This window comes from Pseudarthrobacter sp. As-47, from assembly GCF_058215595.1.
This window is the reverse complement of sequence record NZ_CM177088.1, coordinates 1871255-1885683: the sequence shown is the minus strand read 5'-3', so window position 1 is coordinate 1885683 and position 14429 is coordinate 1871255. Positions and strand designations below refer to the sequence as shown.

General features: G+C 60.2%; 16 protein-coding genes, 1 tRNA gene and 1 pseudogene. 4 read left to right on the top strand and 14 right to left on the bottom strand.

Annotation, left to right across the window (positions count from 1 at the left end; all coding sequences use genetic code 11):
- Window positions 1-29 precede the first annotated feature (29 nt).
- A complete protein-coding gene (locus AC4BCK_RS08670; protein WP_330188531.1) occupies window positions 30-539 on the bottom strand; it encodes a hypothetical protein in 510 nt (169 codons plus the stop codon).
- A gap of 187 nt (window positions 540-726) precedes the next feature.
- On the opposite strand from AC4BCK_RS08670, the gene AC4BCK_RS08665 reads away from it, so the two are divergent.
- Window positions 727-1065, top strand: a complete 339-nt coding sequence (locus AC4BCK_RS08665) for a winged helix-turn-helix domain-containing protein (protein WP_425256435.1) — start codon at window positions 727-729, stop codon at window positions 1063-1065.
- On the opposite strand, the gene AC4BCK_RS08660 is transcribed toward AC4BCK_RS08665, so the two are convergent.
- The 5 genes and pseudogenes from AC4BCK_RS08660 to AC4BCK_RS08640 form a co-directional block, all read right to left on the bottom strand.
- Window positions 957-1742, bottom strand: a complete 786-nt coding sequence (locus AC4BCK_RS08660) for an alpha/beta hydrolase family protein (protein ID WP_330188532.1) — start codon at window positions 1740-1742, stop codon at window positions 957-959. The two genes, AC4BCK_RS08665 and AC4BCK_RS08660, sit on opposite strands and share 109 nt — an antisense overlap.
- A gap of 93 nt (window positions 1743-1835) precedes the next feature.
- A pseudogene (locus tag AC4BCK_RS08655) lies at window positions 1836-2132 on the bottom strand (DUF8805 domain-containing protein); the annotation flags it as partial.
- The gene (locus AC4BCK_RS08650; RefSeq protein ID WP_425256434.1) at window positions 2119-2361 is read right to left on the bottom strand and encodes a hypothetical protein; all 243 of its coding nucleotides are present in this window, start codon (window positions 2359-2361) and stop codon (window positions 2119-2121) included. The gene AC4BCK_RS08650 and the pseudogene AC4BCK_RS08655, both read right to left, overlap by 14 nt.
- A 190-nt stretch (window positions 2362-2551) precedes the next feature.
- Window positions 2552-3589 (bottom strand): hypothetical protein, encoded by a 1038-nt coding sequence (locus tag AC4BCK_RS08645; RefSeq protein ID WP_330188534.1) that lies wholly within the window; start codon window positions 3587-3589, stop codon window positions 2552-2554.
- Window positions 3586-4074, bottom strand: coding sequence for a hypothetical protein (locus AC4BCK_RS08640; RefSeq protein ID WP_330188535.1), 489 nt, complete (start codon window positions 4072-4074; stop codon window positions 3586-3588). Before AC4BCK_RS08640 ends, AC4BCK_RS08645 begins: the two co-directional genes overlap by 4 nt.
- A 450-nt stretch (window positions 4075-4524) precedes the next feature.
- Between AC4BCK_RS08640 and AC4BCK_RS08635 the strand changes: the two genes are divergently transcribed.
- Entirely contained in the window at window positions 4525-5577 is a 1053-nt protein-coding gene (locus AC4BCK_RS08635; RefSeq protein ID WP_330188536.1) for a hyaluronate lyase N-terminal domain-containing protein, read from the top strand.
- The gene (locus AC4BCK_RS08630) at window positions 5478-6203 is read left to right on the top strand and encodes a hypothetical protein (RefSeq protein WP_490566836.1); all 726 of its coding nucleotides are present in this window, start codon (window positions 5478-5480) and stop codon (window positions 6201-6203) included. Before AC4BCK_RS08635 ends, AC4BCK_RS08630 begins: the two co-directional genes overlap by 100 nt.
- Before the next feature lie 244 nt (window positions 6204-6447).
- Here AC4BCK_RS08630 and AC4BCK_RS08625 read toward each other — a convergent pair whose 3' ends face one another.
- The 7 genes from AC4BCK_RS08625 to AC4BCK_RS08595 form a co-directional block, all read right to left on the bottom strand.
- Complete coding sequence (locus AC4BCK_RS08625; RefSeq protein ID WP_330188538.1) at window positions 6448-6726, bottom strand: hypothetical protein; 279 nt, start codon at window positions 6724-6726, stop codon at window positions 6448-6450.
- Window positions 6727-6967: 241 nt separating this feature from the next.
- Window positions 6968-7573, bottom strand: coding sequence for a DUF4145 domain-containing protein (locus AC4BCK_RS08620; protein ID WP_330188539.1), 606 nt, complete (start codon window positions 7571-7573; stop codon window positions 6968-6970).
- A gap of 281 nt (window positions 7574-7854) precedes the next feature.
- Entirely contained in the window at window positions 7855-8370 is a 516-nt protein-coding gene (locus AC4BCK_RS08615; RefSeq protein ID WP_330188540.1) for a hypothetical protein, read from the bottom strand.
- Window positions 8371-8422: 52 nt separating this feature from the next.
- Window positions 8423-8665 carry a type II toxin-antitoxin system HicA family toxin gene (locus tag AC4BCK_RS08610; RefSeq protein ID WP_330188541.1) on the bottom strand — a complete coding sequence of 81 codons (243 nt, stop codon included), beginning with the start codon at window positions 8663-8665 and terminating at the stop codon, window positions 8423-8425.
- Between the two features lie 728 nt (window positions 8666-9393).
- Window positions 9394-10107, bottom strand: coding sequence for an HNH endonuclease family protein (locus AC4BCK_RS08605; RefSeq protein WP_330188542.1), 714 nt, complete (start codon window positions 10105-10107; stop codon window positions 9394-9396).
- Window positions 10108-10694: 587 nt separating this feature from the next.
- Window positions 10695-11825: a tyrosine-type recombinase/integrase gene (locus tag AC4BCK_RS08600; protein ID WP_490566835.1), complete on the bottom strand. Its 1131-nt coding sequence runs from the start codon at window positions 11823-11825 to the stop codon at window positions 10695-10697.
- Window positions 11826-11912: 87 nt separating this feature from the next.
- Window positions 11913-11994: transfer RNA gene (locus tag AC4BCK_RS08595), tRNA-Leu, on the bottom strand.
- A 203-nt stretch (window positions 11995-12197) separates the two neighbouring features.
- On the opposite strand from AC4BCK_RS08595, the gene AC4BCK_RS08590 reads away from it, so the two are divergent.
- Window positions 12198-12803 (top strand): ANTAR domain-containing response regulator, encoded by a 606-nt coding sequence (locus AC4BCK_RS08590; protein ID WP_009358190.1) that lies wholly within the window; start codon window positions 12198-12200, stop codon window positions 12801-12803.
- Window positions 12804-12911: 108 nt separating this feature from the next.
- Here AC4BCK_RS08590 and pyk read toward each other — a convergent pair whose 3' ends face one another.
- Entirely contained in the window at window positions 12912-14402 is a 1491-nt protein-coding gene (gene pyk / locus AC4BCK_RS08585) for a pyruvate kinase (protein WP_174179224.1), read from the bottom strand.
- Between the last annotated feature and the right edge of the window lie 27 nt (window positions 14403-14429).

The window sequence follows — 14429 nt, the reverse complement described above, 5'->3', positions numbered from 1 at the left end:
GCAGTGGGTTGGAAAGATGAGCCCGACGTTTAGTCGGCGCGCTCCGGCGCCTCATCCGCGTCCAACTGCGGACCGGCCTCGGCCGTCTCCCCGTCTGGCCGACGGCTGATGTCCCTATTCAAGTACTCTGTGATCGCCCGAAGCGTTTCGGGCGACACGTCACCAAGGGTCCGAGCTGCGAACGTCTTCACCCTCGCAGCGCGGAGAGCTTTCACAAACTCAAGCTGGGAATCAATGCGCTCGGGCAGATTTGAGGCATCGCTGCCCATCAGATAATCCGGATCCACATTGAAGATGTCGCACAGGGCGCCTAGTAGCGCCGGCTCGCTCACCAGCCTGCCTGTGCCGTCCTTCATGTAGAACCAGCGGGCTCGGGAAAGCTTGATGCCCTTCTCCGCCAGCTTTTGCTGGACTTCGCGGAACGTGACGGGTTGCCCTCGCTCCGCAACAACAACGTCGAGGAGCAGGTTCAAGCGCCGTGCAAGTTCGGCTTGGGGAGACAGTTCCGCGCCTTTGAGACCTTCTTCGTCTCCGGACACGATTCACCTCCCAGCAAGACATGGCTATCGTCAGCGACACTAATTGTTGCCCAGTATTGCCTTGGCCAAGTCCACATGCAATAAGCGGGCCTTCATCCTTCCATCCGTATGAGGATGAGCGTATCGTTCTGCTGTAGACCCGTCTACAGCGGGCCATAAGAGATTCCCTCGTCACCTGGTGGTCTCCATGGCGAACATCTTGATGAACCGGACGCGAAGCCGCCTCATTCGCTATTTGATCACCCATGGCCCGGCGACCTGCCGTGAGGTCGGTGCAGCCCTCACCATTTCTGCTCCCTCTGTCCGCAAACACCTCAGCCTTCTATGCGAGGCAGGCCTAGTCATCCTCGGTTCGGGAACGTATAAAGCGCGGCCGGACATGGTCGAAAGGGAGCTTGCGGACCTTGCGGCCACGTTTCAGTCAGCGGGCAGCGACTTCAGGAACTGCGTAACGGACGACTCCCACTTCTCGGTATCGGCGTTCCACTCGAGTGAATGCCCCGGAACATCGAAGCGAACCAACTGAACGAGGTCGTGTCGTAGTTCTGCGAACCGTTCAGAAGCTGCGACCGGCGTCGATTTGTCGTCGGTCCCGTGCAATATGAGGGTCGGTGTCTTGAGGTCACCAGCGCGGGTAAGCCAGTCCAGCGCGGAGAGGTCAATGGGTTGCTTGAGACCGGTGATCCAGCGGCCCACATTCGAACCCAACAAGCTCAGCCCAGCCTTGGCGATAGCTTTGGGCAATCCACTGGCACTCCCGTTTGACGTCAGAGTCTCGGCCCAATCCAGGACGGGAGCCACGAGCACCAGGCCGATGATCCGATCAGAGTGGGCTGAGAGATTTGCTGCTCGCAGGGCAATGGAACCGCCCAGGGACCATCCAAACAATACGAGCCGCTCAGCGCCATGGTCCACGGCGTAGTTGATGGCCGCTTCCACGTCCAACCATTCATTCTGGCCCAATGAGTACCGGGAATCGTTCGACGGCGGCGCTTCGCCGTCGTTCCGGAACGACACGACCAGCGAGGTGATGCCGAGTCTGCTCGCAACAGGAACACCGCGAAGGGCGCCGGCCCGTTTCCCACCCATTCCATGCGCGTGGATGGCCCATGTCGAGGACACCGGACCGGCGGCGGTGGGCGAGAATTTCCATGCAGGCGCCATGCCGCCATCGACCGGGATCTCCACGTCCTCAAAAGGCATGCCCAGTTGCTCTGGTTTGGAGTACGCGTACCCGCTCCAGATGCCGGCGGTAGCAGCGTGTAGGTCACCGGAGTCGACTCGCTCCACAAGACGAGTCACTGCTCCCGCATTCGTGCCTTCGTTCACGACAGCACCAATGCAGACGTGCCCCTTGCCGTTGCCGAACCACAAGCTGTATCGGCCTGGCGCTCTCGTTAATGGGGTCGCTGGCAGTTCAATCCTCAGGGATCCATCCTCGCCGGAGAAGACTTGCCTGATGGGAAGATCCTCCCGTCGTGTAGTGCTCGGCACCACCACCCGGCGCACAAAGTAGGCGGCACCGAGGAATGCTATTGAAGATGCACATACAGCTGCAAGGGCTAGCGAGCCCAGCACTTTAGGAGCCGTCATCTTCGCTCCTGACCTGCTCGTCGATGACCTCCCTAAGCCGGGCCAGCGTCTCGGGAGACAGCTCCTGCAATTGCCGAGCTGCGAAATTCTTGACGCGAGCCTCCCGCATGGACCTAAGGAGGTTGAGTTGAGCTTCCACTAGTTCGGGTATCTCCGCGGAGTCATCCAGAAGGTATCGGCGATCCACGCCGAAGAATGCCGCAAGGTTCTGCAGCAGATCCTGGTCCATAGCCAGGGAACTATCACCGCTTCGCATATAGGCCCACCTTGATCGCGACAATGGCGTGCCATGTTGAGACATCGCTTCACTGACTTCCCTGTAGGACAAGGGCCCTGTTCCCCGGGACTCATACAAATCCAGTAAGAGATTGATCTTGCGAGCGAGTCTGGCCTGCGGCGACTCCGCGGGTTCTACGGCATCATCTGCCACTTGGGTTCTTCCCCCTCCCGCGTCGCGCCATGCCCATTCGGCCACCCTGCGTGTCCCTATGGGAAGCGAGGTAATGCTCTGTTCGAGTCAGGGTTTGAAAATCAGCTTCATCAAGGAACTTAGCAGCAGCGGGATCCATCAGGAGAGCGTCCTCGATCTCGACGAGCATCCGATGAAGCCTCCGCGTCTCTGGGTCTCCCCGCTCAATGACTCCAGCGGGAGTCACCAGGCGTCCATCCTTGCGGGTAGCTGTGGCTTTTTCCCAAGTGGATGTGAGGCCTTCGAGTAAGCCAGCTTGAGTCCTCTGTTGCGTTCGTTGAACGATCCGGCGCGCTACTGGTGGCAGGGCCAGTCCGGCACACAGGAACAACATCGCGCCGACAAAACTGGTGTCGTAGATAGCCGCCAACTGCTGCATGGTCGACTGGTCTCCGAGAAGATGGGCTAGGTCCATTCCCAAGACTGAGAACACTACGACGAGAGCCAGGAAGCAGCCGATGCCGATGAGGGTGAAGGCGACGCGAAAGTAGGAAGCAGCCATCCGCCGTCGGAATCGAAAGCACACGTATCCGGTGACGCCCACTACCACCCCCATATAGACAAACTGGATGGCGGAATAGAGTGCGGCAGCCGGCTGGTCCCCGTAATCCAACATGAATTTCGTTGAGGATACTGGTGCTTCGATGCGGAGGAATGCAAGGACCAGCCCCACGGAGACTAGACCCAAAATTAGGATGCCGCGACGGTCTCTGTGCACAGGTGCATCGGTGAGCTCTGCGGCCCGGAGGATCGCCTGGGAAAGGAAGTAGATTCCCACGACCATCAAGATGTTCGCGAGAAGATCCAGGATGTTATGGCCGCCGAGGGCTCGATCACCGGCGACATATATTGGATCGACATTCAAGGTGAGCGCGGTTGCAATCGCAACGGCGGCAACGAGGATGCTGTGGTCTTTCCTCGTGCGCGCGCCGGGCAGCAAGCACAGAACGAGGCCCCAGATGACCGCAGCCGTGACTGCCTGGATCACCCGAAGACCTGTTCAAAGGATTTAGGCTCCAGGGTGCTGTCGCGGATAGCGCCGGCCAGAAGATCTGCGAGAGTCTCAGCTGCGGCCTCCAGGTCGTCGACGAAGCTGCTCCGTGCCAAAGCTCGTGACACCATCTCTCCGTCAAGATTCGGGAAGAGGCTTGCTGCATAGTCGGAGGAAATTCCCAACTCATCGTGGCGCAGGATCATATGCCCAAGTTCATGAAGGATGAACTGCTGCCTATGGAGTGCTGAGTCCGTGACGGCGTGCAGAATGATTTCCCGGGTATCCGTCGACAGCCAGAGACCGCAGACAGAAGTGCCGTTGAGGATCGTCGTGGCTTCGATCTCGATTCGACGCCGTCGTCGGGCGGCCACGATTGCGATGAGCCTCTCTAGAGTCAGGTGGCTCGGTAGCCGCAGTGATACGAATGCCTCGGCCGCAACCTGCGCTGGCCCCTGCTCTTGCGATTTTTGCTGGTCCATACCGCCCCCTCCTCGCAGTGGACAGCAAGTGTGACTGCTGTTTATAGAGCCACCGGTGGCGCCAGGGCCCAGCTTCAATTGAACGCCCCCGCTCTGGACATGTCCAGAGCTGCTAGGCACCAGAAAGTGGCAGTACCGCTACACAGGCAAAGTGACGATCTCAGGCCCCCAAACAGCAAAAGCTCCTGCGCACGAGGGAGTCATGACATTTCCGGGCGGTCCTTTTGGTTCTACGCAGGCGACAGGTGGCCCGAGCAAGACGATGTGCGAACCTTAGTCCCCCCGGGCCTGGAGTGGGATCAATATTCAGGCCGAAGCTAGCATTCTTGCAATGGTCTCTGGCCGAGAGCCATTTGAACCTCAGAACAACGGCTTAGCAGACACGTTCGACGGCGGCGGGCCGTTCACCGAATTCACTGACAACCCCTCGATCGACGGAGGCAAGGCCTAATGGCACAACGAATCCAACTGCGCCGCGGCCCGGCCGCTCAGTGGGCAGAAGTAAACCCCGTTCTCGGCCAGGGCGAACCTGGCGTCGAGTCGGACACGGGCAAGCTGAAACTGGGCGACGGCGTAACTGCCTGGGCCGCGCTGGCTTACGCCTCGGCAGGTCCGCAGGGCCCCGCCGGCGTCGCCGATGACACGTCCGTCGCGGACCTCGTCACCACCCCGGGGACCGAAACCGCGAAGGCACTTTCTGCCACGATTCTTGACAAGGTGGAAAACGATGGCGCTAGCTTTTTTGCTGGCGTCAACGACTTCGAAGTGTCAGCCGCGAAGTTCGGCCTTACCGGCGTCGGTGATGAGACAGTTAAGTTTCAGGAGTTCATCGACTACCTCGCGGCGAACAAAAAGATAGGCGTCCTGCCTCATGCCGCGTACACCCTTTCAGCGGATATCGACTTCCCCGGCGTCGAAGGCTTCGGCATCCGTGGCATGGGCCGCGCATCCACAACGATCTGGCAAACCACAGACAACATTCCGATTTTCCGTCTCGGCACGGGTGCCACGGAAACGCCGAATACCGCCGGCTTCCGCATGTGGTCCATCAAAGACATGGGCTTCCGGTACACCAACAACCGGCCCGCGACGAACACCAACGCTATCCCCCTCCTGTTCGTGGCAATGGCTTACCAGTTCCGCATGGAGGGGCTGTTCTTCTACAACGGCTACTACGGTTGGAAAGTAACCCCGGGCCAAGTCGTCCCTTGGGGATTCACCGCAGATGACCTGTACTTCAACAAGCACATTACCGGCGGCGCCATCGACTGGACCGGCGTCATCAATAACGGCCCAAACATCAACTTCGGGCGCATCTTTGTCGAGGCTAACACCATGACGGGACCTATATTTATTCTTCGGGGCCATGCTGCATGGTGGCCTCCATTGAAATCATCTGGGCTTTGCTCGGCCCCAAGCTCTTCGAGTTCGCCGCTACGTCCCGGTACACCATCGGCGCTCTCAAGCTTGAGCGGGCCACCTACACGGCGGCGCAGGTCATGATCGACGTTCTCACACAGGCGCATGTGGAGTTCGGCCAGTTGCGTGTCCGGTCGGATTTCAACAACATCGCCCCAACGTCCGGCGAGGTGTACCTGGCACGTGTCGGCGCGGGCGGTGACTCTGCATACCTGAAGGTCGGCATGCTGGAAGCGGGCGACGGAACCAACGCCAACGCCTACGTCTTCGACGGCGGCCGGAACAACCAGATCAGCGTGGATAACGCTCAGATCATCAGCGGGTGGAAGCTGACAAAGCCAGCAACCAAGCAGACCGCCGAAATGGTGACGGTCCAGAAATGGGCCAACGGGCGCATTTCTGAGGTCAAGGGGGACGCCGACCTAACGGTGGCCCTTGGTGATCCGCAGGTCCTCTACTTCGGTACACCGTTTACCGCGCCGCGCACGGTCACGCTCCCGTCCGACGCCGAAATGCTGCCTGGGGGACTCTCTTACGAGATCATCGTGAATGGAGCCGTAAATGGCACAAACAAGCTCACGGTGATGTCAGGGACGCGAACCATTATCGACCTCACAACGGACAGCCGGCGCGTAAAGCTGGTCTGGCAGCGGAACGCCAACGGCGCCAACGGCTGGGTAGTCACCTCAGCGGGGCCACGAACGGCGTAAACCATGTGACGAGATGTCAAGAGCAGATTGAAAGGCCCCGCATCACGCTGCGGGGCCTTTCAAGGCCTCTTTCACATGAATGGGGGGGGACATGCGAAGCGACCCCTCAACGATATAGACAGCCTACTTACTTTCCAAATCAAGGCGGGGCAAGGGGCTGCATAAGACCGGAATAGTTCCCTAACTGAGTTTGCCCAAACATGAGCCCCCACCGCCTTTATCGGCGGTGGGGGCTCATCGCTGCCTAGAGGGAATGCATCCGACCGGGTTTCGGCTTCGCCTTCTTTGTGACGGCGCCCCAGCCGTTGATTTCGTTGCCATCCTCGTCGAAGGATGTGGTGTTCTGGGGATTCAAAGCTGACAGCTCTTGAGCGATAGACAGCAGAGCCGCCACCTCTGCAACCTTGAGCCGCTGATCCACCGTCAGGTGGTCCACGTCGGTGATGCTGCCTGAGCTCTGCCCTTTGGCGGCACCGATTGTCTCCGCCAAAGAATCCCAGGCGGTCGAATAGTCATTGCTCATTGCTTTCCCCAATCGTTGTTCTGCCGGCGGCTGGCTGCCACAGGTCTGCTCGAAATTAGCATCCCGCACTGACATCTCGCCCGGGGGCGGTGGCCCGCTCCGCCCCCAGCCGGCGTTGCGTGCCACCTACCGCCGCCGTAGATCCCCTGAGGGCCGTTACAGTGCCGGTTCACGGACGATACGCCTCACGAGTGAACGACGGGCTAACGACTGGCTACGAGACATCCCCAGGTCTGTACGTCTAGGCCATTTTCCGCGCCTCAGCAGCATCCTGCAGCCGCTGGAGCTCGGCCGGCGCTTGGTAGACCTCGCGCAGAATGTAGTCCATGAAGGTGAGGACGCCCTTCGCGTCGGCAGCATCCACTTCGACAGTGAAATCTCCATGAGCCATATCGTTGCCGAAGGTCCGGATTGTGTGGGCTGTCTTCTTGGCAAACTCGGTGATGAGGTCCTTGCTGTGCATGGCGTCGATCTTTTTGAACAGGCTTCCAGAATCGATGCCGTGGTCCTTGGCAACTGCTTCAATGACTGACCGGGCCATGAGGATAGCCGACATGTGCGCGGACACACTCATGCACATGTGGGCTTCAGATGCCGGACGCTCCACGTGTTCGGGTACGTCGGGATAATCCTGGCCTTGAACAAACTGCGGGTGCCAGAAGTCCGGTTCCTGCGTATGCCAGTACGCGCCCATTGCGTCTTCACGACCGGTGTTCATAGGGAGACTAAGCACACGGGCGCCGCCAATGTTCAGCCCGTGACAGTTGTCGCATCGGAAGGGGTTCTCGATGATATGCGCGGCACCCGAGGCATATTCCGCGGTGACCGCGGGTCCAATACTGGTCATGTGGCTGTACTTTCCACAGCGTCCGCAAGTTGTCGCAGCCATGCAGGCCTCCCCCAAAGTCGTGATTTGCAAGCCCTAGCCTAGTGGCTCCGTACATTTTCCGGTGGGTAAGCGGTGGATGCGACATCGACATGCGCAGCAGCGCCAAGCACAGACCTTGTTATTTCAGCCGCCTAGCTGTGCAGGGACCGAGAACGGGCTGTTAGCAAGACGAAAAACTGAGTAACGCCCCGCCCTAATTCAAGGACGGGGCGTTACCAAGGCGAGTGTGGACCTCGAGACTAAAGTTGAATGAGCTCGTGGTCGTGGGAGTGGCGGCGCAGTCCCGGCTCCATTTGAAGGAGCTTTTCGACCGGCGAAAGAGGCTCCAGTCCGAGTTCTTCAAGGGAAGGCCCGGTTGCTTCTGCGGCATCATGAATGACAGCAACGCAGGCGAGATCTTCAGTCACCGGATTCACCGAAGCGACGTTGATCGGCTGGCCAGACCGTGCTGTGGCGATGGTCGCAGCAATAGTGTCAGACGGCAGGGCAGCGATGAAGATCACGTCGTCGAGATCATCCTTGGCGGCGTGAACGCGCATCTCTTTGTTGGCGCTTAGTTCATGGAGGATACGGTTCAGAATGGCCAAACGCAGGTCAGCGCGGAAGTCGTGACGGGCGCGAACGAAGTACTGAGTGTCTTCAACGCAGAGGGTTTCCTCTATGTGAACATCAAATTCGCCATCATCAGCAAGGCCGGCCGCTTTGGCTACGGACATGATCTCTGCAGGCGTGGGGTCTTTGTCGAAGGCGGCCACAATCCCTGGAAGCTGTGGGCTTGATAGGGAGACTGCTTGCGCTTCCCCCCACCTAGTGATGATCATTTGGGCGGAACTTACCACGGAGAACCTCCTTTGCCTGCTCGTCGGACAACCCTACCTCTTTACGTAGGATCTGCTTCACCAATCCCCCGGAAATCTCCTTTGATGCATGACCGGAGAACGTCAGGGGGGGATACTTTTCATGCTCGAGTATCTCATGGCTGCCCTTGCCGTTGCCAGTGGGGGTATAACCCATCTTGATGAGGAGACGACGGAACTTCTTCACGTCCATGGACGGATAGTCACTGCTTCCCACGTCACGCATCCCCTGTCACGACTTGTCCTCATGCGGCCGAGGCCCAAGATTCAATGATATCGGCGAGGCTGCCGGGACAGCGCTAGACTCCCAGCCCAGCCAGGCGGTTGCTCCGTTTGTTAGCTCTGGCCGTCAACATCGGGGGAAACCTCGGCCATGCACGGCGTGCCCTGTATAGGCCCAAATGTTCCAAATGGACACACGATGCGCCATATGGAACATTCAGTGCGCCAGACGAACACTCAGAGCGCCAGGCGGCTTTCCCTACATTTCCCCGAAGGGTGGCCAGAACAAGCGCAAAGAAATAATTCGTAACCGGCGTGTCGGGTGGTCGAGTCGCCGCCAGGCATCGACGTTAGCTTGTATTCGAAGCGCCGCGCATGCCCTACTGCTGACTGGCATCCAGACAATTAGCTTGTTCCCCCGAGAATCTCCTGGAAAGGAAAAGCAAACTGCAGACCTCTAGCCCTATTAGGTGGGTAAGCGGTGGATTTTGTGGATCGCAATCTTCGGCCGCCTGAGATTGCAAGCCGGTAGGCTTCGGCGGCCTGAGAACAGATGGATAGGAGGACCACGGCCTGGAGCTGCCAGTAGGTCTTTGAGGCGTACAGAAAGGACAAGCTGCTACAGCCGGAACTGTTTCATCCAACGTTGGTACAACAATTCGGCCGGTCCACCCGTCAACGACCTACGGACGCCGTGATCTATCTGCAGCTCGAAAGTATCCCCGTCATGGCATCATGCTCGGCTTGGGTGACCCAAAGGGCGTACTGAGCTTTGACGGCAACTTGGCGGGCGACGTACGCGCATTTGAAAGCTTTGTTCGGCGGCAGCCACGTGGCGGCGTCCTTGTCCCCTTTGGCACTATTGGTGGGGCCGTCGGCGGCCATGAGGTTCAGCGGGTCGTTGGCGAGTTCCTTGCGACGGTCGGCGCTGAGCTGCTGTGCGCCCTTCTGCCAAGCATCGCTGAGCGGAACGAGGTGGTCGATCTGGACGTCGGAGCTCGTGTCCTGGCGGCGCGTGAAGGTAATCGTAGTGCCGGCGTACTTATCGGCCAGGGTTCCTGTCATGACCACACAGTTGTTGGTGCCGGGCTTGAACGTCTCATCGGTCATATCGCGGGCGAGAATGTCGTTGCGTGTGTCGCAGCCGTTGCGGTCAACGTCAGCCCAGGCCGGTCCAAACTCATCGCGGGTGTAGCCGGTCTTCGGGGCGCGCCCCTTCACCGGAAGGCTCTCCAGTTGTACAAGGGCGTTGGCGGCGTCACCGCCAGGGGACGGCGCCTCGGCAGCGACGCCTGGAGCAGCCTCGATGATTTCGAAAGCGTTGGCTGCGGCGTCACAACCTACTAAGGACCCAGCCAGCATCATTGCGGTGAAAGCGGTCAGGACTTTGGCGGGAGAACAGGTGGTCTTCATGGTCCTTCTGGTTACAGGGCGTTGTTCCACGCTAGCTTTGACCATCACCTGCCGCAGGTAACCGGGTCCGTGGTGCCTGCCACACGTCCGTGCCATTAGTACTCTGCGGGGGTCCGCTACGGCTGCCACTAGTTGCCTCAACTGTTCGAACCATCGCCCTCACGGGAAACGTCACGCTTACTCATCGCGCAGTAGCCAGTCTGACTTTGGACCGAGTACCGATTAGCCTTTCCTTCGTCACGGGCCCAGTGGCGGAGAGCGAGGAACCAGTGCTACCGGGGAGGATCTCACTCAACTTGGCGATTTCCAGGATGTGTTCCGAGGTGAAGATGATCTTGCCCTTTCCCCAGCAAGCGTGAGGGAAGCGCCCACTAGTTGCGCCGTCACGCAACCAGGACTCTGTGCAGCGCATCAGCGCCGCGGCTTCTGCGGGCTCAAAGAATTCGATGTCCACGGCAACTCCCAAGGAATGGTGCAGGTTTCTCAGATTCATGCACTCCGGAGGATTTACCGACATGACGGAAGGCCTAATGGGGCAATCCCTCGCATTTTGCCCGTGCATCCAGGCCGACGCACTGTAGACGCAGTCAGCGGAGAAAGGCCGTTATCGACCGCTCAGTCGCGTCAGCACCTGCCTGCAGCGCCTCCGGCATCAAGTGCCCGTACACCTGCTCAGTAGTCCGCGTAGAAGCATGCCCCAGCCGGCGCGAGATGGTGAACAAGGGCACCCCGTCCTGGATCAGCCAGGACGCGTGGGTGTGGCGGAGGTCGTGGATGCGGGGGTTCTTGGTCAGGCCAATTGCCTGGGCGGTGCGAACGGCAGGCACCCAGTAGTGGTGCCAGTAGAGCTTGTGGATGATGCGCTCGCCCTTGGGCGTCGTGAACACAAGTTCCTTACCGGGCCTGCTCGCCACCAACGGGATCAGTAATTCCACAAGCGCGGGGTTCAGCCCGATGGTCCGTTTACCGGCACCTGTCTTCGTCGCCCCGATGTAAAACTGGTTCTGGCCGTCCCGTTTCCATGCCTTGTTGATCCGGGCCGTGGGCGGCTTGGACAGAAGATCAACATCCGCCACTGTCAGCGCGGTGGCCTCCCCGAAACGGGTACCGGTCATGACCAGGAAGTTGGTGAAGGCCTTGTACCGCTCCCCCATCCCCTCCATGATGAGGCTGAACTCCCCATGGGTGAGGAACATCGCCTCGTCCTCGGCCTTCTCAACGCCCGGTAGCTGCACCCCACGGCAGGGGTTCCGCGTGATGTAGCCGAGCATCTCCGCCGTATTCATGGCTGCCGAGATCAGGCCGTGCACATTGTGGATAGTCTTCGGGGCCTTGCCCTTCGCCATCATCGACTTCACCCAGTGCGCTATCAGCCGGTAATCGAGTTTGTCCACGGGCACGTGGCCGATGACGTTCCGGATATGCAGGTCCAGCATCGTCTGGTACGTCTTCGTGGTTCCGCTCGACGGGCGGATCAGCAGGTCGATGTGCTCCTGAATGACTTCAGCAACGGTGGGTGTGCGCTTCTCGTTGGAGAGCATCGCATGCTGCGCGATTTCGAAGGACTGTCCGTTGGCGTCGAGCAACCGCTTGAGGGTTTCGGCTTCGGCGATGGTGGGAACTGTCAGGCCCTGCTGCTCGCGGGTCTTGGGGTCGCGCCACAGCACCATGTAGGACGAGGTGCCGTCCTTTTTGGTGCGTTTGCGAATGCTGGCCACACAAAAAACGGTACGCCGCTGTCAACACTTTGGGCGTTTTTGTCAACACCCAAACACGAAACAGGCCTCTGACCTGCGGAAACACTGTGCCCGAGGTGGGACTCGAACCCACACACCTTTCGATACCGCATTTTGAGTGCGGCGCGTCTGCCAATTCCGCCACTCGGGCGCGGAATACACAAAGCAACCCGGTACGCCCACAGCTGATTGTGAGCAACGCGATCGCTTCACGTACGCGGAATTACTCTACAGCCAGATAGGCTGAATTCCAGAATCGCGCCGCCGACGCCGCAACCGACCATGCAGATCATGTACAGGACCGGGCGCACCTAAGATAGTGATGTCCCCGCCGTACCTTTCCAAGGAGATCCCGTGACTGAACAGACGGAGTCAAAACCCACGTCCCAGCCGGCGCGCCGCGTCATTGTGGCCGAGGATGAAACCCTCATCCGCCTCGACATCATCGAAATCCTGCGCGGCGAAGGCTACGACGTTGTGGGTGAGGCGGACAACGGCGAGAAGGCCGTCCAGCTCGCCGAGGAACTGAAGCCGGACCTCGTCCTCATGGACGTCAAGATGCCCGTGATGGACGGCATCTCCGCCGCGGAGAAGATCGTCAAGGCCCGCATCGCCCCTGTGGTGCTGCTGACCGCGTTCAGCCAGAAGGAACTCGTGGAGCGTGCCCGCGACGCCGGCGCCATGGCGTACGTGGTGAAGCCGTTCACCCCCGCAGACCTCATCCCCGCACTGGAGATCGCCCTCTCCCGCCACGAGGAAATCAAGGCCCTGGAAAGCGAGGTCTCCGACCTCCAGGAGCAGTTCGCCACCCGCAAGCTCGTGGAGCGCGCCAAGAGCCTGCTCACCACCAAGATGGGCCTTACGGAGCCGGAAGCTTTCCGCTGGATCCAGAAGACCTCCATGGACCGCCGCCTGAGCATGCGCGAAGTGGCCGAGACCATCATCAACCAGGTCAACTAGTTCCGCCCGGTTGGGTCTGCCAAAATTCCGGCAGGCCCAACCAATAAGACCACAAACGAAAAGGACCCCCGCCGGTTGGCAGGGGTCCTTTTCGTCAGTCCGAAAGCCTTAGGCCTTCTTCTTCTTTTCCGGCCAGGGGCCGAGCTTTTCCTTGTTGCTGGTTGCTTCGCCAACGCGGGTGGAGTCGGCGAGGTCGCCCACCTTGTGCACCTTCAGCGAGTTGGTGGAACCGGCCTTTCCGGGAGGCGAACCGGCGGCGATAACCACCAGGTCGCCGTCGTCCACCAGGTTCATCTCCATGAGGCTGCGGTCAACCTGCGCGGTCATCTCGTCGGTGTGGTCCACCATCTGGACCAGGACCGGCTGGATGCCCCACGTCAGTGCCAGCTGGTTCCAGACCTGCTCCACCGGGGTGAACGCGAAGACGGGCTTGATGGGGCGCAGGCGGGACAGGCGGCGTGCGGAGTCGCCGGACTGGGTGAAAGCACAGATGTACTTTGCGTCCAGCTGGTCGGCAATTTCGACGGCGGCACGCGTGATGGCGCCGCCACGGGTCTTGGGCTTGGTACCCAGCGGGGGGACGCGCTCGAGGCCGTGGACCTCGGTGGACTCGATGATCCGGGCCATGACCTTGACGGTCTCGATGGGATACTTGCCCACGCTGGTCTCGCCGGAGAGCATCACAGCGTCCGCACCGTCGAGGACGGCGTTGGCGCAGTCGGAGGCCTCTGCACGGGTGGGGCGCGGGTTGTCGATCATGGATTCGAGCACCTGGGTTGCCACGATGACCGGCTTGGCCCAGCGGCGGGCCAGTTCGATGGCGCGCTTCTGGACGATCGGCACTTCCTCCAGGGGAAGCTCAACACCGAGGTCGCCACGGGCCACCATGATGGCATCGAACGCGTCGATGATCTCGGGCAGCTGCTCCACGGCCTGCGGCTTCTCGATCTTGGCGATGACCGGCACGCGGCGGCCTTCCTCGTCCATGATCTCGTGGACGCGGACAATGTCCGAGGCGTCGCGGACGAAGGACAGTGCCACCAGGTCAACACCGCGGCGCATGGCCCAGCGGAGGTCGTCCTCATCCTTTTCGCTCAGCGCGGGCACGTTGACGGCCACGCCGGGAAGGTTGATGCCCTTGTTGTTGGACACCATGCCGCCAACAGTCACCTCGGCGACCACCTTGACGTCGTCAACGGCAGTGGCACGCAGGGCCACCTTGCCGTCGTCGATCAGCAGGGCGTCGCCCACGTTGACGTCCTCGGTGAGGCTTTTCAGCGTGGTGGAGCAGATGTCCTTGGTGCCGGGAACGTCTTCGGTGGTGATGGTGAAGGTGTCACCAACGGCGAGGGCGTGCGGGCCGTCAACGAAGCGGCCCAGGCGGATCTTGGGACCCTGGAGGTCGGCCATGATGGCCACGGCCTTGCCCAGGTCCGCGGCTGCCTTGCGGACGTTCTCGTAGGTGTTGTCGTGCACGGAGTAGTCGCCGTGGCTCATGTTCATGCGGGCAACGTCAACACCGGCTTCCAGTACCGCGAGTGTGTTTTCGTAGCTGGCGATGGCCGGGCCGAACGTAGCCACAATTTTTGCGCGTCTCATTTACCTACCCTATTGGTCTCTTGCATT